Here is an 18757-nt window from a genome sequence, read left to right on the forward strand (position 1 = left end):
CGAGGTGAATTCGCTCCGGATCGGCCTCGGTTCCGGGCGGTGATCAATCCCGGCCGATGCCGCTCAATTCCGAGGGCGATTGCAGCGCCGCGTGGAGATATTTCTCGACCGGTCGGCTGCGCATGAGGGCCCGGCCCTTTTCTATCCGCGCCTCGCGTGCGGTGGGATCGGCGAGATATCGCAGGCACGCATGGACGAAATCGTCGTAGCCGACGAATTCGACCGCGTCGGCGAATTCTTCGGTGGCGGCGGTGTCGATGCAATCCTCCGATATCACGAATATGCCGTTGGACAGCAGATACGAGATGCGGACGATTTCGAATATCCGCGGGCCGAAATGGATGTTCAATACGATCTTCGCGCGGGCCAGCAAGGCGTCGCGGGCTTTGCCGTACACGTTGCAGTGCAGCTGCGCGTTCAGTCCGATGGCCTGTAGCTGTTCGATGATCCAGGCTCGCCTGCGGTTCGGGCTCCCGATGAACAGTACGTCGATGTCCTGCGTCTCGGCAGGGACGATGCGCTCCAGCTCCGGCACGCTGCCGATCGGCACATGCCGCACATTCGGCACGTCGAGCGTCGCGAGGGTTTCGACATTGTGGCGACTGTAATCCCAGACGGTATGGCGGCGAAACATGTCCAGCAGCCAGTCGGTCGCCCATCCCTCACCCGGAACGATCTGCTCGAGATTGTAGAGAATCGAACCTTCGGGTGGCTCGAGTCCCCACCACGCCATCGTATTGCTGCCGAATATGATGTGCGTCCGGTTGGGCAGGCTCAGATCGTCGGCGAGTACGCTGCCGTACCCCAGGTGGATCAGGCCCCAATGTACGGTCTCGGCCACCTCGCGAAATACCGAGCGAGGTACGTAATCCTCGGGCGGCGCGACCGTGACGGCGAATCTCGTTCGATCGGTGTGCAGCGCCACTTCGAAACTCGCCTCCGGCCGAATGTCGACATCTCCGGTGCCGTCGCGCTTCGGCCTCTCACCCGCCCCGCACCATGAGCAACCGTAACTCGAGTCGTGCGGAGTCGCACAGCTTGCCAACGGAATGAGCGAATGCCTTGGTAACCAAGGCATTTCGACGTACGGCTCAGTTCGCGTGCAGTGCGGCGTTGAGTTCGATGCCGGTGCCCTTGCGCGCGACGACCTGCACCGCACCGGTCTGCGAATTGCGCCGGAACAGCAGATTCGAGCGGCCGGTCAGGTCCGCGGCCTTGACGGTGTTGCCGTCCGGGAGGGCGACCTTGGTGCCCGCGGTGAGGTAGAGCCCGGCCTCGACGATGCAGTCGTCACCGAGCGAGATGCCCAGACCGGCGTTCGCGCCGAGCAGGCAGCGCTCGCCGATCGAGATGACCTGCTTACCGCCACCGGACAGCGTGCCCATGATCGAAGCGCCGCCGCCGACGTCCGAACCGTCGCCGACCACCACACCCGCGGAGACGCGACCCTCCACCATCGACGCACCGAGCGTCCCGGCGTTGAAGTTGACGAAACCCTCGTGCATGACTGTGGTGCCCTCGGCCAGATGCGCGCCGAGGCGCACCCGATCCGCATCCCCGATGCGCACGCCCGAGGGCAGCACGTAGTCGACCATGCGGGGGAATTTGTCCAGGCTGTACACCGTGACCGGGCCGCGGGCGCGCAACCGGGCGCGCACCAGCTCGAACTCCTCCACCGCGCACGGGCCGTGATTGGTCCACACCACGTTGGCCAGCAGGCCGAACTGGCCCTCGAGGCTCAGCCCGTGCGGACGCACCAGACGATGCGAGAGCAGGTGCAGCCGCAGGTAGACATCGTGCGCGTCGGCCGGTGCGGCGGACAGGTCGGAAATGGTGGTGCGCACCGCGACCACCTCCACCCGGCGGGCCTCGTCGACGCCGACGAGATCGGCGAATCGAGCGTATTCGGGATCGGCCGGGTCCAGTTTCTCGGTGCCGCCGGCATCGAATTCACCCAGTTCGGGGTACGGGTACCAGGTGTCCAGGACCGTGCCGTTCACGGTGACGGTCGCCAGGCCGACTGCGGATGCTCCCTGAATGCTCACGGCCCGAGTGTATGGGCAGGCCGGGCCGGACGGCGTCCGCGGGTACCGCCCGAGCCGCCGCGGACCGCCGGCCCCGAATCCTCGAACAATTAGGCTGGTACGGGTGACCATCGATCTGCGCGCCGATCCCATCACCCTCACCGCCGCCCTCGTGGACATCCCGAGCGTCTCCAAGGACGAGGCGGCGATCGTCGACACGGTGACGTGGGCGCTGCGCGAGCAGACCAGCGGTTTCGAGGTGCTGCGCTGTGGCAACACGGTGCTGGCCCGCACCGATCGCGGCCGGGACACCCGCGTCATCCTGGCCGGCCATCTGGACACCGTGCCGATCGCGGACAACGTCCCGGGCCGGTTCGAGACGCTGGCCGGGCAGGAGACGCTCTACGGGTGTGGCAGCGTCGACATGAAATCCGGTGACGCGGTATTCCTGCACCTGGCCGCGACGGTCGCCGATCCGGTGTGCGATCTGACGCTGATCTTCTACGACTGCGAGGAGATCGCCGCCGAGTTCAACGGCCTGGGCCGGATCGAACGCGAACTACCCGAATGGCTCGACGGTGATCTGGCGATCCTGGGCGAACCGTCCGGCGGCTGGATCGAGGCCGGATGTCAGGGCACCCTGCGCGTTCGGCTCACGGTCAGCGGCACCCGCGCGCACACCGCGCGAGCCTGGAAGGGCGACAACGCGATTCATGCTCTCGCTCCGATCCTGCAACGCCTGAGCGACTATCGTCCGCGCGAGGTGGACATCGACGGCTGTAGCTATCGCGAGGGACTGTCGGCGGTGCGGATCGGCGGCGGCGTGGCAGGTAACGTGGTGCCGGACGAGGCCACGGTGGACGTGAATTTCCGCTTCGCCCCGGACCGTTCGCTCGAGCAGGCGACCGAGCATGTGCGGCAGGTGTTCTCGGGTCTGGACCTGAGTTTCGAACGCACCGACGGCGCATCCGGCGCATTGCCCGGACTGACCGCTCCCGCCGCCAAGGATCTTGTCGAGCAGGTGCATTCGCACGGCGGCGGCGGTGTTCGCGCCAAATACGGGTGGACCGACGTCTCGCGCTTCGCCGCTCGCGGCATCCCCGCGGTCAACTTCGGCCCGGGCGACCCGAACCTCGCGCACACCGTCGACGAGCACGTCCCCACCGCGCAGATCACCATGGTCACCAGCATCCTGCGCGGATATCTCACCCGATCCTGACCCGGCAACACAACTGCTAGCGTTTATTTCATGTCCAGCGAAGCCGAACCCGTTGCCTCCCGATCTCCTCGGTCGGCCCCCAAATACCGGGGGCCGATCATATTGCGGGGCGATCGTAAGCGGGGGATCGGTACCACCGATCAGCATCTGCTCGACGGGCGCGGACCGACCGACTGGGTGCACACCGACCCGTGGCGGGTGTTGCGGATCCAGAGCGAATTCGTGGAGGGGTTCGGCGCGCTCGCCGAGATCCCCCCGGCCGTAACCGTTTTCGGGTCCGCGCGCACGCCGGTGGATCATCCGGAGTACCAGGCCGCGCAGGCGATCGGCGGGGCGCTCTCGCGCGCCGGATTCGCGGTGATCACCGGCGGTGGGCCGGGGGTGATGGAGGCGGCCAACCGCGGTGCGCACGAGGCGGGCGGGTATTCGATCGGCCTGGGCATCGAACTGCCGATGGAACAAGGGCTGAACGAGTGGGTGGATCTGGGGATAAATTTCCGCTACTTCTTCGCCCGCAAGACCATGTTCGTCAAGTATTCACAGGCGTTCATCTGCCTGCCGGGCGGATTCGGCACACTGGACGAGTTGTTCGAGGCGCTGACCCTGGTGCAGACGAACAAGATCACTCGCTTCCCGATCATCTTGTTCGGCACCCGGTACTGGTCGGGCCTGGTCGACTGGCTGCACGATTCGTTGATGGGGTCGGACAAGATCGCGCCCGGGGACCTGAGTCTGGTGGAGGTCACCGACAGTGTGGAAACGGTGGTCGACATCGTGGTTCGCGCTGCCGAGAGCCGCGGTGAGGATTCGATGGGGACGGAGGACAAGTGGTGAGTGAGCGCCCGTTGGCGGTGTGCGTCTACTGTTCGGCCAGTGCCGGGGATGCGGCGCATCTGCGGCTGGCCGCCCAGGTCGGCACCGAGATCGCCAGGCGAGGTTGGCAATTGGTATCCGGCGGCGGAAACGTATCGATGATGGGCGCGGTCGCGACCTCGGCCCGCGCCGGTGGCGCGCGCACGGTCGGCGTCATTCCGAAACATCTCGTGCATCACGAGGTCGCCGACGTCGACGCCGAGGAGCTGATCGTCACCGACACCATGCGCGAGCGCAAACAGGTGATGGAGGATCGCGCCGACGCCTTCCTCACCCTGCCGGGCGGCATCGGCACGCTGGAGGAGTTCTTCGAAACCTGGACCGGCGGATATCTCGGCACGCACGACAAGCCGGTGGTGGTGCTCGATCCGCTCGGGCATTATCAGGGCCTGTTCGCCTGGATCGAGCAACTGCTCGACAGCGGGTTCGTCACCCGGGCCTCGCTCGACCGGATCCGGGTCACGCCGGATCTTCCGCAGGCGTTCGACACCCTCGCATCCCTGTCGGTCTGAATCCGGAACCCGTTGGAGGACATCGTGGCCGCGGACGTCTCGACGAACGTCACCCTGTTCGATCTGCTGCGCAAACTGCCCGCGCTGGCTGCGGACGCGCCCGTCATGCTGCGTGGAGCCGCCGGGATGCTGGTGCGTCCCGGCGACCGGGCCTCGATCGGGTCCTATTTCCAGCGCGCCGCCGACCGGGTACCGGATCGGCCGTTCCTGCGCTTCGAAGACCGTGAATTCACCTACGGCGCAGCAAATCTCGAGGTGAACCGGTACGCCGCGGTGCTGGCCGAGCACGGCGTCTCGCGCGGTGCTGTGGTCGGGGTGTTGATGACCAACCGGCCCGAGACGCTGTTCGTGGTGCTGGCGACGGTCAAGCTGGGCGCGACGGTCGGGCTGCTCAATCATCACCAGCGCGACCGCGTCCTGGCGCACAGTGTCGGACTGCTCGGCAGCGTGGTGAACGTGATCGGCGCGGAGTGCCGGGAGGCGCTGGACTCGTTGTCCGAGCCGCCCGCGAATCTGCTCTTCGCCGAGGAACTCGCCGACCGCGCACGCACCGCATCGACCGCGAATCCACCTGCCTGCCAGGATGTTCGGGCCAGCGAGCGGGCCTTCCTGATCTTCACCTCCGGCACCACCGGCCTGCCCAAGGCCAGCGTGATGACGCATCTGCGGTGGATCAAGGGGATGGCGGGGCTCGGCGGTCTGGGTATCCGTCTGCGCGGTGCGGACACGCTGTACTGCTGCCTGCCGCTGTATCACAACAACGCGCTGACCGTGGCATTGGGCGCTGTCCTCGGATCGCGGGCGACCCTGGCGCTGGGCCGTAAATTCTCCGCGTCCGGCTTCTGGGACGAGGTCATCGCGAGCCGTGCCACGGGGTTCATCTACATCGGCGAGCTGTGCCGGTATCTGCTCAATCAGCCCGAAAAGCCGCAGGAGCGAGCGCATTCGGTGCGACTGGCGGTCGGCAACGGGTTGCGCCCGGAGCTGTGGGACGAGTTCCGGCGACGTTTCGGCATCGGCCGGATCGTTGAGTTCTATGCCGCGAGCGAGGGAAATATCGGCTTCATCAACGCGTTCGGCGTGGATCGCACCGCCGGATTCGGGCCGCTGCCGTATGCGATCGTCGAGGTGGACGACGCCACGGGCAAGGCGCGGCGGTTCGAGGACGGCCGGGCCCGGCGCGTGCGCTCCGGCGGCACCGGTCTGCTGCTGGCCAAGGTGACCGGCCGGTCGCCCTTCGACGGCTATACGGACAAGTCGGCGACCGAGGCGAAATTGGTGCGCAACGCATTTCGTGACGGTGACTGCTGGTTCGACACCGGAGACCTTGTGCGCGACCAGCATTGGCATCACATCGCCTTCGTCGACCGCCTCGGCGACACCTTCCGCTGGAAGGGTGAGAATGTGGCGACCACGGAGGTCGAGGGCGCGTTCGACGGCGTCGAGTGGATCACTCAGGCGGTGGTCTACGGGGTCGACATCCCCGGAACGGACGGTAAGGCCGGGATGGCCGCGGTAACTCTGCGGCCCGGCACGGACTTCGACGGCAAAGCCCTGGCCGCCCACCTCTACGACCGGCTACCGGGTTACGCTGCCCCCTGTTCATTCGGGTGGTCGACGAACTCGAAACCACCAGCACCTTCAAGAGCCGCAAGGTGGACCTCCGCAAACAAGGCTTCACCCCGGACGAAACCACCACCCGCTACGCCCTTTCCGGCCGCACCGACGGCTACGTCCCGTTCTACGACGCATACCCCGAAGAGGTCGCCGCAGGCGCGAAGCCCGCGCCCTGAGCCGCCGCACCGCGCCGGTCGCGATCGCGGATTCATGGCGATACCGCCCGGGAGGGGCGTCGCTCGCCCCGTGCCGGAGAATGCCGGGTTCGGGGCGCGGCCTCGCGTTCGCCGGCGATCGGTCGGCAGTGTCCTAGAGTGTTGCCATGCCCGAGCCGAGCGAGGGGGAGATTCCGGGGGCCGACCGCACTGTCTCCCACCAAGCCCAGGGCGGTGCCGAGTCGGCCGAGGAAAGGTCCCGCGATCCGGCTCGTCGGCGCGTCAAACTGGCTCTGGCGGTGCTGGTTCCCCTACACACGGCATTCTGGATCTACTACTGGGCGAGTTCCAGCCGACACGGTCTGGCCGCGCACGCTGTCCTGCTGACCTGTGTGCCACCCACGGTGGTGACGATCCTGGCTGTCGTGGCGGTGCTGGCTCTTCGAGATCGTTTGTGGACCGTGATCGTCCTGCTGATCACGGGCTTGGACATTCTGATCACCTTCGCGAAGATATATTACGACGCCGGCACCACGGAGCACTTCACCGAGCCGCTGTCCCACGTCGGCGCATTGTTCTTCTCGCTCGGCATGCTCACTACCGCGGGAACCGGCACAATCTCGCCGGTCAGTGACGCCGCGAGAGTCATCGTCGGTATTCAGATGGCGCTCGATCTGTTGTATTTCGGTGTGGTGGTGGTCATCGCCGTATCCCGTTTCACCGAGATCGATCCCGCGCAGCTCGCCGGCCGCCGGCGTCATGCCGGGGCCTCGGACGATGAGACATGACCGAATTTCATTTCATGACGGCGAGATTGCGCCAGAGGTTCCGCAAACTGTCCGTGCCACCGAAGAGGGTGGTGAAGTTGGTGGAATCGATCAGCACGATATCCCCGGCGCGCGTGCCGTCGGGCGGCATCCAGATCAACGCGTTGAATTCGGTGTTTCCGGCCGCGGTGAACGGGTGGGGACGGGTGAGATCGACCGGTTGACGGCCGAGGACCCGCAAGGACCCGCTTTCCGGTGCGGTGAGTTCGTAATGCGGCAGGTGAGGGTGGAAATTGAAGGTGGTGACCTGGTCGAGCAAGTGGGGGCCGTCCAGTTCGGGAAAACGAGTGAGCGGAGCGATCCGCGTCGTGCCGTCGACGACCGCGGGCCGCAGCCCCCACGTGTTGTGTACGGGCACATCGAGTGCCGTCATCAGCGAGCGGGTGTATCGGCTGAATCGTTGCTGCCGGGGTACCAGCGGGTCGCCGTGATGCTGGTATTCGGTCTGCCGCTGGGCGAAGTCGTCGGTGAAGCCGACGTCGTGGTGCGGTGCGAGCAGCAGGCAGGTGCCTTCGCGTCGCAGCCAGTTCCGGATGGCCTCGATCTCCTCGGGCGCGGCCTCCTGCCGGGACAGCAGATGGTCGAGCCCGAATATCATCAGCGTGTCGGTGTCGGCGAGGATACGGTCGTCGACCGGTAGCCGATATCCGGCTTGATCGACGCGTTGGAAGACCGCGACCGGGTGACCGGTCGCCTCGCCGGCAAGGCGCTGAAATGCCAGGGTCGAGCGATGGAACAGCTCGAGTGTGCCTGCGATGCCCTGCAGAAAGTGCGCCGGGTCGTACTCGGGAGTCTCGTAGGCAGGCCATGAGACGTTCCGGACTTCAGTGATGGTGGAGAACCGATTGTAGATTTCGGCGGGATCGCGTTGGGCTTCCCACGGATAGCTCCAGGTCCAGTAGATGCTGATCCGCCGTCGTCCGTCCCGCGCACGGGGGATGTGGTCCTGGTTGTAGGTGCGCGCCGAGGATGGAGTGCTCACGGCCTCGAACCGCCTTTCACTCGTCGAGTGTGGCCAGGTAGTGCAGTGCCCTGATGCCGGGGAGGAAGAAATACGCCCCGCCTTCGAGGGTGGTGAAAGCGGGCAGGCGCTTGTACACCGTGCGGATGGGGCGTGCGGGCACGGTGAAGTCCAGGGTGCCGTCCTGGGCGCCGCAGATGGGGTCGTGTTCGTTGCCGAGTTCGTGGAAGCTCGCGTCGTTGATCCAGACGTTCTGGGCGAACTCGAATTGCCGGATCAGGCTGGCGCAGATGATGAATGCGGCGATACCGCGATCGACGCCGTCGTCCACCGCGCCCTCCGGGAGCGCGGGGCCGTAGGTGGCTCCGCGTCGAATCATTCTGCGCCGGTTCATGTTCACGGCCGTATCGCGTGGGTTGAGGCGTCGTGCGTGCGCACCCAGTGGCACCGCGTAACCGTGCGGATCCATTCGTCCGTAGTCGAAATCGTTGTTGCGCAGAGGATCCGCACCCAACTGCGGATCGTCCGCATCGGGGGACAGCACCAGCGGCGCACCGCTGCGCCAGCGCCCCATCAGCTTCGCGGCGAGCAGTTCCTGTCCGTCGGGGCCGTCGGCGTGTTCGCGCAGAAAGTCCCGGAACGCGCCGACGTGCTCCCGCAGCCGCCGGTAGGCCAGGTAACTTCCGTTGCGGGACAACACTTCCGGCTGCGGTAACCGATGGGGTGGGCCCGCCTCGTCCGGATAGCCGAGGATGAATTCACCGGCTTTCAGCGGTGCCCCCGAGCCCGGCGTGGGGACTTCGCCGGATCCCTCGATGACCGGCTGGGACAACCGGTCCCGGAAACCGAAGTGGTCGTGGGCGTAGTCGAACGGCGGCGAGGCGTTCAGATCCAGGTGCGACAACACCCGCACCCCGGGGCAGCGGGCGAGGTGTTCGCGATGTGCACCGGTGGCGCGCCGGTGTTCGGCGGCGTTGCGCGCGAACAGGATTGCGATGGCGTGCAGGTCGTCACCCGCCAGTCCGCCCAGCCAGTTGTCGGGGTGATCGGCCCCCGTATCGCCGAGGATGTCGGCGCGGGCGGCCATACCTTCGCGAAACTCGTCCGGGAAGCTGTCCAGCGCGGGCCCGGGCAGTCCGAGCGCGCGCAGACCGGACCAGGTGAACGCCAGCGTGATCCAGCGCTGGGAACTGTCCATCGTGGCGCGCGCGTCCGCGGCCGACTGGACCCGGTCCAGCAGACCGGTCAACCAGGCCCGCCCGCCGTCGGGGTCGTCGAAGGACAGGAACTCGTAGCGGCCGGTCATCGCCGGGGTGCGGGTCAGCAGGATGTGCTGGATGTCGTCGAGTTCGAGTGTCGCCGCGGGGCTCATTGCATCTGGTCGAGCATGTCGGAGAACGCCGTCTTCAACCGCAGCGACTTCTTGATCTCGTCGGCGGTGACATAGGGGTATTCACCGTATTCGAGAAAGCTCGGGTACTGGTGCGCCCGGACGAACTCGACGAACGATTGCGGGTTCTCCTTCCAATCTTCCGGGAACCCTTCGAGATTGGTGAACACGGTTGTGATGCCGGTCTGGCTGAACAGCGTCACGGCATCCTCGGTGTATTTGTCGAAATCGGTGTCGAAGATCCCCTGGTACTGAAAATGCAGTCCTGATCCGATATCGAAGAGCAGCCATCGCAGATAATGTAAACGTAAGGGCGCCAACACATCTGGGCTGGCTGCGATGGCCTCTTCGATCTGCTTGCCGTACGCCCGAATGGCCTCTTCCCGTCCCGGTTTCACTTTCGCGATGATCGAGAAGCCGTAACATGCCGGCGTTCGTGGATAAATCGGACCGTATCGTCCACGCCGTAATTCGAAGTAGCCCTCCTTCGGAATGGCTACAGCCGCCGGCTCGGCCCAGCTGGAATCAGGATCGGACATGTCGACACCCTCCTCAGCCGCAGAAGTAAGCCGTACGTTTGCCATAATATGCTTCCGCCTCGTCGACAGGACGCCGTTATGCCGACCTCGCCGCACGACACCGAGCCGCCGCCCCTGCGCCGGCTGTCCACCCCGCGTGCCGCCGCCTCGGCCGGAGTGGTCTTCGCGGTCCTGCTCGCCACTACGATGATCTTGATTCGCATCAGAATGCCCGGCGACGCAGCGGATTCAGCTCGTTGGCTGCATAGTCAGCACGGGACGATCACGACGGCCACGGTGCTGATGCCCTTCGCGGGGATCAGCTTCCTCTGGTTCATCGGCGTCGTGCGCGATGGGTTCGGGCCGGGCGAGGACAGATTCTTCCTCACGATATTTCTCGGCAGCGGGCTGCTGTTTCTGGCGATGATGTTCGTTGCCACCGCTGTCGCCGCCGGCTTGCTGTTCGGCAACACCGGTGTAGTCGATTCGGCCGCCCATGCCGAGGTTGTCGGCTTCGGCAGGACGATCATCGTTTCCGCGAGCCAGACCTACGCGCTGCGCATGGGTGCTGTGTTCATGATTTCGCTGGGGACGATCTGGCTGAGGACGGGATGGATGCCGCGGTGGCTGGCGGGCCTCACCTACCTGATGGCCGTGGCCATGCTGATCGGCGCCGAGGTGAGCAGGTGGACAACGCTGGCGTTCCCCGCGTGGGTATTGGTCGTGAGCGTTCTGCTCCTGGTGCGCTGCGGCCGCAACGCCGCACTCGAATCCGGATCGCATACGCCGTAGCAGGCCGCCGGGTCGAGTGGGCTGCGCCCCATCCCCGGGTGCAGGGTGCCGATCAGCGCGGAGAGCGGCGGGAAGGGGTCCAGTACAGTCTGGGTATGAGTTCTGTGCCACCGTTACGTACTTTGTGCGGGAAAACGGTGGCTACGGATCGGGCTCTGGTGATGGCGATCGTGAATCGCACGCCCGACTCGTTCTACGACCGGGGAGCCACGTTTTCCGATGACGCGGCGTTGTCGGCGGTGGACCGGGCGGTGGCCGAGGGGGCCGATCTGGTCGATATCGGCGGGGTGAAGGCGGGGCCGGGGGACGTTGTGGACGCGGCCGAGGAGACTCGGCGGGTGGTGCCGTTCGTGGCGGCGATTCGAGAGCGGTATCCCGAACTGTTGATCAGTGTGGACACCTGGCGTGGGGAGGTGGCGCGCGCCGCGGTGGCCGAGGGCGCGGATCTGATCAACGACACCTGGGCGGGGGCCGACCCCGATCTGGCCGGTGTGGCCGCGGAAACGGGTGCGGGGATCGTGTGCAGTCATACCGGGGGCGCTCGGCCGCGCACGCGTCCGCATCGGGTGCGCTATACCGATGTGGTGGCGCAGGTCACCGAGACGGTGGTACGGGCGGCGGAGAGCGCCGCGGCCGCGGGGGTGGCGAAGGATTCGATCCTCATCGATCCGACGCACGATTTCGGCAAGAACACCTATCACGGGCTCGAACTGTTGCGTGCCGTGGACATTCTTGTAAATACCGGGTGGCCGGTCTTGATGGCGCTGAGTAATAAGGATTTCATCGGAGAGACATTGGGTGTCGGCCTATCCGAGCGATTGGAGGGCACGTTGGCGGCGACGGCATGGGCAGCCGCGGCCGGCGCCCGCGTCTTTCGAGTCCATGAGGTCGCCGCGACCCGGCGAGTGGTGGACATGATCGCGGCCATACAGGGCATCCGTCCTCCCGCACGAACTCTGCGAGGTCTGGTATGACAACCAACCCCGACCGTATTCCCGACAACACCTGGGCCACCAGCAACACCTGGGACCGCCCGGATTGGACCGTCGACGAACTCGTCGCCGCCAAAGCGGGCCGCACTGTCTCGGTGGTGCTGCCCGCACTGAACGAGGAGAACACCGTCGCCGAGGTGGTGGCGAGCATTCTGCCGCTGCTGGGCAGCCTCGTGGACGAGCTGGTGGTGCTGGACTCCGGTTCCACCGACGCCACCGCCGAACGCGCCCGTGCCGCCGGAGCACGCGTGGTCAGCCGCGAACAGGCTGTGCCGGAATTGGATCCGGTCCCGGGCAAGGGTGAGGTGTTGTGGCGTTCGCTGGCGGTCACGTCCGGTGATCTGATCGCGTTCGTCGACTCCGATCTGATCGATCCGGATCCGTCCTTCGTCCCGCGGCTGCTCGGTCCGCTGCTGACCGTGCCGGATATGCATCTGGTGAAGGCGTACTACCGTCGTCCGCTGCGGCAGGGCCGGACGGTCGACCACAACGGCGGCGGCCGGGTCACCGAACTCGTGGCCCGCCCCCTGCTCGCGGCGCTGCGCCCGGACCTGTCCGCGGTGTTGCAACCGCTCGGCGGTGAATACGCCGGAACCCGGGAATTGCTCACCGCGGTCCCGTTCGCCCCCGGCTACGGCGTCGAGATCGGCCTGCTGCTGGACACTTACGACCTGCTCGGCATGTCCGCCATCGGCCAGGTCAACCTCGGGGTGCGCACCCACCGCAACCGTCCCCTGTCCGACCTGGGCGTGATGAGCCGCCAGATCATGGGAACCGTCCTGGGCCGCACCGGAATTCGCGATTCGGGCGCGGCCCTGACCCAATTCCCGCTGGTGGGAGACGAATTCACGGCGTTGACCACAGCGGTCTCGCTGGAGGATCGCCCCCCGATGAACACATTGCGTCCGGCGGTCGTGGCCGCGTAGGCGGGACGGAGGGGAGCATCGTCCGTCCCGCCGGACTCAGGGTGTTCGCGTGGCTCGCATCGTCGCGCGAACCTCGCTCTTGAGGACCTTGCCGACCTTCGATCGGGGTAGTTCGGACCAGATCTCGACGTCCTTCGGCGTCTTCACGCTTCCGATCCGTTCCTTCACGAAGGCGATGATCTCCTCGACCGCGACCTCGTGACCAGGGCGCAATTCGACTGCGGCGCTGACGCGTTCGCCCCATTTGGGGTCGGGGAGCCCCACGACCGCCGACTCCTTCACCGCGGGATGCGCGGTCAGCGCCTGCTCCACCTCCGCCGAGTACACGTTGAACCCGCCGGTGATGATCATGTCCTTCGCGCGGTCGACGACGAACAGCAATCCCTCATCGTCCAGATAGCCGATGTCGCCGGTGTGGTGCCATCCGAACGCGCCGACTTCTGCTGTCGCCTCGGGGTTTTCGTGATAGCCGTCCATGACCAGCGGTCCGCGGACGACGATCTCGCCGCGCTCTCCCCGGGGAAGCAGCGAGCCCTTCTCGTCCATGATGGCGACCGTGGTGAGCGGAGTCGGCCGGCCCGCCGAGGTGAGCCGCTCGGTCGCCACCGACCCGTCCGGGCGGAAGTGGTCGTCGGGCGCCAGCGTCGCGATCATGTTCGGCGCCTCGGTCTGTCCGAACAGCTGGCCGAGAACCGGCCCGATCCGGTGCAGTGCCTCCGCCAGCCGGGTCGGCGACATCGGGGCCGCCCCGTACCACAGGCACCGCAGCGAACCGAGGTCGCGGTCGTCCAGGTCCGGATGGTCCAGCACGCCGTAGACGACCGTCGGCGGGAGAAAGGCGTGCGTGATGCGGTGCCGCTCGATCAACGCGAGGAACTCGCCGATGTCGGGCGACGGCATGATCACGACCTCGCCGCCGAGGCTCAGGATCGGAAAGGTCAGCACGCCCGCCGAATGGGTCAGTGGCGCGAGCGCGAGATATCTCGGCCGCTCGCCGAACGGATAGCTCATCAGCGCCAGGGCCGTCGAGGTCATGATGTTGTCCTCGGTGAGCCGCACGCCCTTCGGCCGCCCGGTGGTGCCGCCGGTGCCGGCCAGCATGCACAGGCCGCCCTCGGGTCGGCGCGACTCGTCGGGTGCCGCGCGATGCGCGGCGACCCAGTCGTCGAAGCGCGTCGCCCACTCGATGTCACCGTCGAGGCAGACGAGCCATTCCAGGCGTGGCAGTTCCCCGCGGATCCGGTCGACGAGTGCGGCGAACTTCTCCTGGAAGAACAGCAGCCGGCAGCCGAACAGATCGAACAACTGCCGGTTCTCATCGGCCTCGTTGCGAGGGTTCACCGGGCACCACACCGCGCCGGCCCGCGATATGCCGAACACACAGGTGAGTGCGAGGGGGTCGTTGGCGGACAACACCGCCACCCGATCGCCCGCCCCGATGCCGGTGTGCTGGAGCGCACCGGCGATACGGACGGATCGATCCTGGACCTCGCCGTAAGTGGCGCTCACGCCGCCGGTCGTGAGGCAGGGCTCCGCACGACCGAGCGACGCGCCTTTGTCGAGATAGTCCGCGAGACGCATCGTCGACCTCAGTGGTGAACGGTGACAATCGGGTCCAGCACGAGGCCGAACGAGCGGAGCGTCCCGAGCAGTTCGCGGTGGCCGAAAGCCTGGCAGCTCGAGGCGAATCCGACGCGCCGTGGTGGGCCCTGCAGCAGTTCCGCGGCGGCGTGCGCGTTGAGCAGGGCCGTCTGCTTGTAGTTGCAGTTGCCGTGAATCACACAGTGCGCGCGCCCGAGCGGGCCCGAGGCGTATACCGAGTCCAGCGAGGTGTTGATCCGGGGGTTCTCCCGTGGCGGCATCTCGCTGCGGATCGCCGCCGACTGCTCGTCGATGATCCGGTACTTCTCCTCCTCCGACTTGCCCTCCATCTGCTGTAGCGCCGCGGCCACCAGCACCGGAACGCCCTGCATCAGTGGACGATTGAACACGCCGCCCAGTGCGCGGGCGTTGGCCACGCGCGGGTCGTTCTTGAACCACACCGGGTGCGAGGTGCCGCCCCACGGCAACGCCAGCCCGAGCTCGTGCTGGCCCGGCACGCTGACCGTGTAGAGCCCTTCCTCGGAAGGCCATTCGACGTACTCGTTCTGTTCGAGGTAGAACGCCTTGGCGAACGCCGCGTTGGTCAGGATGGTGTTGGTCGACGCGACGGTCGGATGGCCCTTCCAGAACACCTGGATGTCCAAGGTGTCCAGGCCGGGGTTCTCCAGGCAGATGTTCGCGGCGATCTCTCCGATCGAGTACATCTGCGCGAGGCCGGGCGTGAGAAGCAGTCCGCGCGAGGCGAAGTCGGCGCTATAGCTGCTCTCGGCGTCGATCATCCAGTTCTGCTCGCCGTTGGTGTCGGTGTAGTGCGCCCCGATCTCGAGGCAGGCCTGTACGACCTCGTGACCGTAGCGGGCGAAGGGGCCGACCGTGTTGAGCACGACGCCCGCGCCCCGGAACGCCTCGGTCAGTGCGGCGGTGGTGTGCTCGACCTCGACGATCTCGTGGTCGACGGTGTCGATGCCCGGTACGGCCTCGACCGCGGCCTTGACGCGTCCGTGGTCGCGTCCGGCGGCCAGGAAGGGAATGTTGTACTCGCGCAGGTATTCACAGATGAGACGACCGGTGTAACCGGAGGCTCCGTAGACGACGACGCGCTTGTCGGTGGGCATGGCGGTACTCCTCGAAAGATCGGATATGAGCGAAAGCTGTTGTGGTAGTGCGGAACCGACGGGTTACATGCCCATGCCGCCGTCGACGGGCAGACCCGCTCCGGTGATGAATTTCGCCGCGTCCGAGGCGAGGAAGACCACGGCGTCGGCCATATCGTCGACCTGGCCGAGGCGGCCGAGCGGGGTCAGTTCGGCGACCGCCTGCGCGGCTGCCTCGGGGGAGGGGAACAGACCGAGTTCGGCGCAGTCGACGGCGAGCTTGTTGCCCATGGCGGTCGGGGTCAATGCCGGGTAGATGCAGTTGACCCGCACGCCGTACCCGAGTTTGCCGGATTCTGCCGCGGCGACCCTGGTCAGGCGGTCGATACCGGACTTGGTCGCCGAGTACATGCTGATGCCCGGGAACGCGATCGTCGCGGCGACCGACGCGATGTTGATCACCGCTCCACCGTTCCCGGCCGTGCCGCCGGGACGCATGGTGCGAAAGGCGTGCTTGATGCCCAGGGCCGTACCGAGCAGGTTGATCTCCAGCATCTTCGACGCGGCGACGGGGTCGAGGTCGACCAGCAGATCCGTGACCTCGATACCCGCGTTGTTCACGACGATGTCCAGCCCACCCAGGGCCTGCACCGTCGTGGCGACCGCCGTCTCCCAGGCTGCGTCGTCGGTGACGTCGAAGGCGACGAACTCGGCCTTGACCCCCGTCTTGCGGAGCGCATCGACAGCCTGCTGACCTCCGTCGACGTTGACGTCACCGATCGCCACCGAAGCTCCCGCCGCCGCCAGCGCCTGTGCCATGCCCGCCCCCAGGCCCTGCGCCCCGCCCGTCACCAATGCGGTACGTCCGGCCAGGTTGTAGCTCGTCATGTGGATACCTCTTCGTTGAGATCCGCAAGCGCGAGGGGCTCGCGGGTGTGATGTAAGGCACATGTGGTGTGCCGTAGGCCACAGTAAGTGAGAGTCTTGACAGTCGTCAAGACTTTCTTTGACAGTCGTCAAGATATTCTTGGACGCTTGTCAAAGGATGCTGATCCGCTACCGCTACACTCGGAGGGCAGATACGACGTGACCCGACAGGATTCGATGTGACGCAGGTCGTCGGCCCCAAAGCTCGTGTGGAAGAACGCGCCCGCGACAAGTTCCAGGCGCGGCGTACCGAGCTGGCCAGGGCGACCCTGCACACGCTGGCGGAACTCGGCTACGCACGCACCAGCCTGCGTGAGATCGCGCAGAACTCCGAGTACTCGCACGGTGTGCTGCACTATTACTTCTCGGACAAGCTCGATCTGATCGCCCACGCCGTGCGCGAGTATGAAGCGGTCTGTGTCACCCGATACGACGAGGTCGTCGCCGCGGCCGAGAGCGCCGAGGAACTCCGCGCCGAGTTCACCGCCACCTTCTTCGGCACGTTGGCGGCCGATGCCGCGGTCCACCGGCTCTGGTACGACCTACGCAACCAGAGTCTGTTCGACGACTCCTTCCGTGCCGACGTCCTCGACATCGATGCTCGCCGCGAGCAGATGATCTGGCGGGTGGTCGCGCGCTATTGCGAACTGTCCGGCACCGAACCGGCCCTGAGCTCCGCTACCGCCTATGTCACCATCGACGGGATCTTCCAGCGCGCGCTGCTGCACCACATCGCCGGCCGAACAGCCGAGACCGATACGGCCCGCGATCAGCTGAACGCGGTGTTCGCCCTGCTGGCCACTCCTTGCGGTCGAGCTCGGGCCACGGCCGGCGATTCACCGGCGAATCCGTCCTGAGGCGTTGCGCGCCAACGCAATTCGCGTGGGCCGGGTGGAGTTGCGGCCCGCGGGCGATCGCCGAGCCCGCCGTCACCGCTCGTGGCGGTAGATGGGCGTGAGCAGGTCCGCCTCGAGCGGTTCGCCGGTATTGCGGTCGTAGCGGACGCCGACCACAGCGGAGAACGGGTGCGTGCCCGCGCGTTCGTGGAGGGTGGCCAGGCGGGTCGCGAGCAGGCGGATCGCGCCGAGGGATCCGGGCGGGTGCAGGCCGTCGATGAGCAGGACGGTGCCCTGGCTGTCGGGCCGGTGTAGACGGGCCAGATAGGCGATGTCGTAGGGTTCGGTGCCGCCGGGGCGGTAGACGCGGCGGGCCGCCCGATCCTCGATTCCGCGACGCACCCGTCCGGCGCGGGCGATGGTGCGGCGCAGGCGCGGATCGGCGGCGGCCAGATAACGCAGGCTCGGTGAGAGCTCCGGACCGCCCAGGACGATCAGCCCGTCCCGTTCGAGATCCAGCACCCGGCCGGGTAGGAAACGTTCGACGGTCACCGAGAAGCCCAGCTCACGGAGTAATTCCTGGAGGCGGTGCGGCGCCGTGGCATCGGGCGCGCCGACCAGCGGTGCGGTGCGGGTGGTGCTGCGTAGCTCCGGGGTGAGGATGGTCAGCGGGCCGTGTCCGAAGAACAGGCCCTCGGGTACCGGCCCCTGCGTGCTCACCTGATGGATTCGGGCTCGCGAAAGCCCCGCGGCCGCACCGATTTTGGCGAAGGTCCACCCTTCGGCATGCAGGTCTCGGATGACCGCGCGCCGGATGCGCGTGAGCTCGTTGATGGTCTGTTGCGCTTGGGCAACTCCGTCGGTGGCCGCCTTGAGGCGCTCGACCTTGTCATCGATCGCGAACACCCGTGCCACCTCATCGGCCGACATGTGCGCAGTCTAGATACCTCGACAGCGGTATGCGTCTAGACCGCTTGACGTGGCATTTCCGATCAGCGCCCCTCGTCGGGGCTCTACCTTGCCGAACACCGCTGGACGACCGGCCGGTCCGGCTCGAAATCGTTATGTCGCGTCGGAATCGATGGGTGGCTTCTCGTTGTGTCCCAGCGGTTTCGGCGAGGGCGCGGCCGGCGGGGTGTACGGCGCAACCGGCTCCGACGAAGTACCGCTCGGTTTGTCGAAATTGCCGGTGAACAGCGAATCGTCCCCGTTCAACAGGTGTTTGGTCACCATCGAACGCGGCGACATCCCGCGCAACTCGTCCAGCGGCTTGCGCAACTCGTTGAATTCGTCGAGGGGTTTGCGCAGTTCGTCGAACTCCGGACCGAGTTCACTGCGCAGCTGGCTGGTGGCGCCACTCGCGTAATCGCGCACCTGACGCAGACTCTGCGCGGTCCAGCGGATAGCCCCGGGCAACCGTTCCGGCCCGAGCACGACCAAGGCGGCAACCACCAGGATCATCATCTCGGGCCAGCCGATATCGAACATGAGA

Annotated in this window: 18 protein-coding genes and 1 pseudogene; 9 read left to right on the forward strand and 10 right to left on the reverse strand. The window is 66.5% G+C overall.

Going from position 1 to position 18757, the window contains the following annotated elements:
• Positions 1 to 43: 43 nt before the first annotated feature.
• Positions 44 to 925: a glycosyltransferase family protein gene (locus NV1_RS19045; RefSeq protein ID WP_067893090.1), complete on the reverse strand. Its 882-nt coding sequence runs from the start codon at positions 923 to 925 to the stop codon at positions 44 to 46.
• A 166-nt stretch (positions 926 to 1091) separates the two neighbouring features.
• A complete protein-coding gene (gene dapD / locus NV1_RS19050; RefSeq protein WP_067893092.1) occupies positions 1092 to 2045 on the reverse strand; it encodes a 2,3,4,5-tetrahydropyridine-2,6-dicarboxylate N-succinyltransferase in 954 nt (317 codons plus the stop codon).
• A 103-nt stretch (positions 2046 to 2148) separates the two neighbouring features.
• On the opposite strand from dapD, the gene dapE reads away from it, so the two are divergent.
• The 5 genes and pseudogenes from dapE to NV1_RS19075 all read left to right on the forward strand — a co-directional run bounded on the left by dapE (position 2149) and on the right by NV1_RS19075 (position 7188).
• A complete protein-coding gene (gene dapE, locus NV1_RS19055; RefSeq protein ID WP_067893094.1) occupies positions 2149 to 3243 on the forward strand; it encodes a succinyl-diaminopimelate desuccinylase in 1095 nt (364 codons plus the stop codon).
• A gap of 30 nt (positions 3244 to 3273) precedes the next feature.
• On the forward strand, positions 3274 to 4077 hold the full coding sequence (locus NV1_RS19060; protein ID WP_067893096.1) for an LOG family protein: 804 nt from the start codon (positions 3274 to 3276) through the stop codon (positions 4075 to 4077).
• Positions 4074 to 4628, forward strand: coding sequence for an LOG family protein (locus NV1_RS19065; RefSeq protein WP_373864628.1), 555 nt, complete (start codon positions 4074 to 4076; stop codon positions 4626 to 4628). Before NV1_RS19060 ends, NV1_RS19065 begins: the two co-directional genes overlap by 4 nt.
• 24 nt (positions 4629 to 4652) lie before the next feature.
• A pseudogene (locus NV1_RS19070) lies at positions 4653 to 6421 on the forward strand (long-chain-acyl-CoA synthetase).
• Between the two features lie 146 nt (positions 6422 to 6567).
• Positions 6568 to 7188 carry a potassium channel family protein gene (locus NV1_RS19075; protein WP_067893101.1) on the forward strand — a complete coding sequence of 207 codons (621 nt, stop codon included), beginning with the start codon at positions 6568 to 6570 and terminating at the stop codon, positions 7186 to 7188.
• A 7-nt stretch (positions 7189 to 7195) separates the two neighbouring features.
• Here the strand turns inward: NV1_RS19075 and NV1_RS19080 are convergent, their stop codons facing one another.
• From NV1_RS19080 to NV1_RS19090, 3 genes are read right to left on the reverse strand one after another with little or no spacing between them, the layout of a single operon-like run.
• Positions 7196 to 8209 (reverse strand): hypothetical protein, encoded by a 1014-nt coding sequence (locus tag NV1_RS19080; RefSeq protein WP_067893103.1) that lies wholly within the window; start codon positions 8207 to 8209, stop codon positions 7196 to 7198.
• 16 nt (positions 8210 to 8225) lie between these two features.
• Positions 8226 to 9560, reverse strand: a complete 1335-nt coding sequence (locus NV1_RS19085; protein ID WP_067893105.1) for a Dyp-type peroxidase — start codon at positions 9558 to 9560, stop codon at positions 8226 to 8228.
• Complete coding sequence (locus NV1_RS19090; protein WP_067893106.1) at positions 9557 to 10117, reverse strand: hypothetical protein; 561 nt, start codon at positions 10115 to 10117, stop codon at positions 9557 to 9559. Before NV1_RS19090 ends, NV1_RS19085 begins: the two co-directional genes overlap by 4 nt.
• A 78-nt stretch (positions 10118 to 10195) precedes the next feature.
• Between NV1_RS19090 and NV1_RS19095 the strand changes: the two genes are divergently transcribed.
• The 3 genes from NV1_RS19095 to NV1_RS19105 all read left to right on the forward strand — a co-directional run bounded on the left by NV1_RS19095 (position 10196) and on the right by NV1_RS19105 (position 12806).
• The gene (locus NV1_RS19095; protein WP_067893108.1) at positions 10196 to 10888 is read left to right on the forward strand and encodes a hypothetical protein; all 693 of its coding nucleotides are present in this window, start codon (positions 10196 to 10198) and stop codon (positions 10886 to 10888) included.
• A 95-nt stretch (positions 10889 to 10983) separates the two neighbouring features.
• Complete coding sequence (gene folP / locus NV1_RS19100; protein ID WP_067893268.1) at positions 10984 to 11862, forward strand: dihydropteroate synthase; 879 nt, start codon at positions 10984 to 10986, stop codon at positions 11860 to 11862.
• On the forward strand, positions 11859 to 12806 hold the full coding sequence (locus NV1_RS19105) for a glucosyl-3-phosphoglycerate synthase (protein WP_067893110.1): 948 nt from the start codon (positions 11859 to 11861) through the stop codon (positions 12804 to 12806). Before folP ends, NV1_RS19105 begins: the two co-directional genes overlap by 4 nt.
• A gap of 36 nt (positions 12807 to 12842) precedes the next feature.
• Here NV1_RS19105 and NV1_RS19110 read toward each other — a convergent pair whose 3' ends face one another.
• The 3 genes from NV1_RS19110 to NV1_RS19120 form a co-directional block, all read right to left on the reverse strand.
• Complete coding sequence (locus tag NV1_RS19110) at positions 12843 to 14387, reverse strand: acyl-CoA synthetase (RefSeq protein ID WP_067893112.1); 1545 nt, start codon at positions 14385 to 14387, stop codon at positions 12843 to 12845.
• Positions 14388 to 14395: 8 nt separating this feature from the next.
• Positions 14396 to 15523, reverse strand: coding sequence for a DUF5938 domain-containing protein (locus NV1_RS19115; protein WP_067893115.1), 1128 nt, complete (start codon positions 15521 to 15523; stop codon positions 14396 to 14398).
• Between the two features lie 63 nt (positions 15524 to 15586).
• Entirely contained in the window at positions 15587 to 16390 is an 804-nt protein-coding gene (locus NV1_RS19120; protein WP_067893117.1) for an SDR family NAD(P)-dependent oxidoreductase, read from the reverse strand.
• Between the two features lie 218 nt (positions 16391 to 16608).
• Here NV1_RS19120 and NV1_RS19125 point away from each other — a divergent pair, with 218 nt between their 5' ends.
• Positions 16609 to 17286 carry a TetR/AcrR family transcriptional regulator gene (locus tag NV1_RS19125; RefSeq protein ID WP_067893119.1) on the forward strand — a complete coding sequence of 226 codons (678 nt, stop codon included), beginning with the start codon at positions 16609 to 16611 and terminating at the stop codon, positions 17284 to 17286.
• A gap of 72 nt (positions 17287 to 17358) precedes the next feature.
• Here the strand turns inward: NV1_RS19125 and NV1_RS19130 are convergent, their stop codons facing one another.
• Positions 17359 to 18195: a hypothetical protein gene (locus NV1_RS19130; protein WP_067893121.1), complete on the reverse strand. Its 837-nt coding sequence runs from the start codon at positions 18193 to 18195 to the stop codon at positions 17359 to 17361.
• Positions 18196 to 18327: 132 nt separating this feature from the next.
• Positions 18328 to 18753 carry a Sec-independent protein translocase protein TatB gene (gene tatB, locus NV1_RS19135; protein ID WP_067893124.1) on the reverse strand — a complete coding sequence of 142 codons (426 nt, stop codon included), beginning with the start codon at positions 18751 to 18753 and terminating at the stop codon, positions 18328 to 18330.
• Between the last annotated feature and the right edge of the window lie 4 nt (positions 18754 to 18757).

This window comes from Nocardia vaccinii NBRC 15922 (assembly GCF_001613305.1).
Lineage (GTDB): Bacteria > Actinomycetota > Actinomycetes > Mycobacteriales > Mycobacteriaceae > Nocardia > Nocardia vaccinii.

Bases quoted from the DNA above. Each gene is read 5' to 3' on its own strand.
- NV1_RS19060 (WP_067893096.1), top strand. From the start codon at position 3,274: ATGTCCAGCGAAGCCGAACCCGTTGCCTCCCGATCTCCTCGGTCGGCC.
- NV1_RS19090 (WP_067893106.1), bottom strand. From the start codon at position 10,117: ATGTCCGATCCTGATTCCAGCTGGGCCGAGCCGGCGGCTGTAGCCATT.
- folP (WP_067893268.1), top strand. From the start codon at position 10,984: ATGAGTTCTGTGCCACCGTTACGTACTTTGTGCGGGAAAACGGTGGCT.
- NV1_RS19085 (WP_067893105.1), bottom strand. From the start codon at position 9,560: ATGAGCCCCGCGGCGACACTCGAACTCGACGACATCCAGCACATCCTG.
- NV1_RS19115 (WP_067893115.1), bottom strand. From the start codon at position 15,523: ATGCCCACCGACAAGCGCGTCGTCGTCTACGGAGCCTCCGGTTACACC.
- NV1_RS19075 (WP_067893101.1), top strand. From the start codon at position 6,568: ATGCCCGAGCCGAGCGAGGGGGAGATTCCGGGGGCCGACCGCACTGTC.
- tatB (WP_067893124.1), bottom strand. From the start codon at position 18,753: ATGTTCGATATCGGCTGGCCCGAGATGATGATCCTGGTGGTTGCCGCC.
- NV1_RS19130 (WP_067893121.1), bottom strand. From the start codon at position 18,195: ATGTCGGCCGATGAGGTGGCACGGGTGTTCGCGATCGATGACAAGGTC.
- NV1_RS19110 (WP_067893112.1), bottom strand. From the start codon at position 14,387: ATGCGTCTCGCGGACTATCTCGACAAAGGCGCGTCGCTCGGTCGTGCG.
- NV1_RS19120 (WP_067893117.1), bottom strand. From the start codon at position 16,390: ATGACGAGCTACAACCTGGCCGGACGTACCGCATTGGTGACGGGCGGG.
- NV1_RS19095 (WP_067893108.1), top strand. From the start codon at position 10,196: ATGCCGACCTCGCCGCACGACACCGAGCCGCCGCCCCTGCGCCGGCTG.
- NV1_RS19105 (WP_067893110.1), top strand. From the start codon at position 11,859: ATGACAACCAACCCCGACCGTATTCCCGACAACACCTGGGCCACCAGC.